Genomic DNA, 1978 nt, shown 5'->3' on the forward strand with positions numbered 1-1978 from the left:
CGGTGATCGGTGCCGGCGGGGCCAGAGTCGGCGCCTCGGCCAGCCGCTTCTGCAGAAAGTCGGCCCGAGCCCGGCGGCGATGCATGTTGGGCAGCGGGGCGGTCTCGGGAAAGCCGCTGGAGAGGATCCAGGCGCGCTTCTCCAGCACGTCGAAGGCGGCGACCGCGTCGTAGAAGCCGAGAGCCAGGTCGGCGAAGGCCATGTCGTCGCCGGCGGGGTAGGGCTGGCCGGCGCGGGGATGATGCCCTTCTTCGGGGGCTCGACCACGATGGCCGCGGCAAGCGGCTCCGGCTCCACCGGCTCGATGCCCGAGCTGCCGTCCTGCGTGCAAGCCCAGCTGCGCACCCTGAATACGAATGTCAAGCGCTACGGCCAGTCCGCGGTGGTCGTGGACATCCCGGCGACCAAGGTGCCGCTCGTCGACGGGATCAGCGCGGGCACCGGGTGGGATGGTGTGCGGACCGTGCAGGTCCTGCGGCCGAATCCAGGGATGATCCCGCCGACGACCTTCAAGCTGTGGGATGGCGTGACCCCGGATACCGACCTGGCGCCGGGCCGGCACCTGGTGACGGTCTTCCTCGACGCCAGCCCCAAGGTCCCGGGCGGCACCTATGGCGAGCCGGTGTGGGGCTTCAACGTGACCAACTTCCCCGTCTCAGGGGACAGTGTGGTGGTGACCTGCGCAAATGGCACCCAGGTCGCCCTCAAGCTCGACCTCGCAGCCACGACCTGGCTCGCCCCCGACGCCCCGATCGATCCGCCGCCCACCGTCCCCGCCGGCGGGTCGACGCCCTGGTCGCCAGGCGCGTCACCCGCCTGAGCTACGGAACGACCTGGGCCGTGGCCCCCGAAATGTGCGCGAGGACGATCCCCATTCTCGACCACTTCCTGCCACCACGTCGGATGCGGGGACCAGATCAGCCAGGGTGCGGCGCCCGCTGCACCAAAGAGTCCATAGGCGATGTGATCGGTGCATGGAGTGGACCGTGGCTCGTACGCCAATCCGTCGAACCCCGGTGTCGAACTCGGCAGTCCAGGCCCGGGTCACGTCGTAGTCGGGCATGGTGCTGATTTCACGGGTCAGGGCAGGAAGCCGCGCAACGTCGCCGTGAACTCCGGGCCCGCCGTGTTCCAGTCGTATGCCGTTCGCGCCGCTGCGTGGCCCGCCGCGCCATACGCGCGGGCCCGGTCGGGATCGTCACGGAGGAGCAGGATCGCCTCGGCGGCAGCCGCGGCGTCACCGAAGGGCACGACCACGCCGGCGCCCGCCGATTCCACGAGCTCGACGGCGACGGGCAAGGGCGTGGTGATCACCGGGACCCCGTGCGCCATGTACTCGATGATCTTGGTCGGCCGCGAATGCCGGTAGTTGGGCAGGTCCTGCAGCAGCGAGAGCCCCGCCAGGGCGCCGGGCAGCAACGCCAGGGCCTGATCGCTCGGGACGAAACCGTGCCAGACCAGCTCACCGGCGTCGTTCGCCGCCGTCAGCACGTCGGTGGCGGCGGCATCCTTTGAGCCGCCGATGATCTCCAGCCGGCACGCCCCGTCGGTGCGCTCGCGCAGGATCCGTCCCACAGCGGCCATCTCGGCGGCCCCGCGGGCCATGGTCACGGTGCCGAGGTAGACCACCCGGTCGCGCCCGGGCTCGGGCACCGACTCGGGCACTCGAACCGTGTTGGGCACCACCGGATGCCGTCTGCGGAAGCGCTCTTGGTAGGCGTATTCGGCGAGCAGGAGCCGGTGCTGTCGCTCGGTGAGGCGCTCGGCGCCGCGCCACACCCGGCCGGCCGCCCAGCGGGCCGGCTTGGGCAGCCACTCCTTGACGATGAGGGCGGCCGACGGGTCCTCGTGGACGTCCCAGACCAGATTGGGCAGCCGCAGGCCGGCGAGGGCCGCGACGAGTTCGGGGTCGTGGACGAGCACCAGATCGTGCTCCGGGCCTTCCCGCTTGACCAAGGCCCGCGCCGCCCGCGCGGCG

Annotated in this window: 3 protein-coding genes; 1 reads left to right on the forward strand and 2 read right to left on the reverse strand. The window is 71.3% G+C overall.

Annotated features, from left to right (window positions below; translation table 11 throughout):
- A partial coding sequence (locus PKH97_RS16245) for a hypothetical protein (protein WP_324388647.1) occupies positions 1 to 202 on the reverse strand: 202 nt, incomplete at its 3' end.
- Between the two features lie 39 nt (positions 203 to 241).
- Here PKH97_RS16245 and PKH97_RS16250 point away from each other — a divergent pair.
- The gene (locus tag PKH97_RS16250) at positions 242 to 820 is read left to right on the forward strand and encodes a hypothetical protein (RefSeq protein WP_324388648.1); all 579 of its coding nucleotides are present in this window, start codon (positions 242 to 244) and stop codon (positions 818 to 820) included.
- Positions 821 to 1080: 260 nt separating this feature from the next.
- Here PKH97_RS16250 and PKH97_RS16255 read toward each other — a convergent pair.
- On the reverse strand, positions 1081 to 1978 hold an 898-nt coding region (locus PKH97_RS16255; protein ID WP_324388649.1), incomplete at its 5' end, for a glycosyltransferase.

It is taken from the genome of Nostocoides sp., from assembly GCF_035343835.1.
In the GTDB taxonomy this organism is placed as follows: Bacteria; Actinomycetota; Actinomycetes; order Actinomycetales; family Dermatophilaceae; genus Nostocoides_A; species Nostocoides_A vanveenii.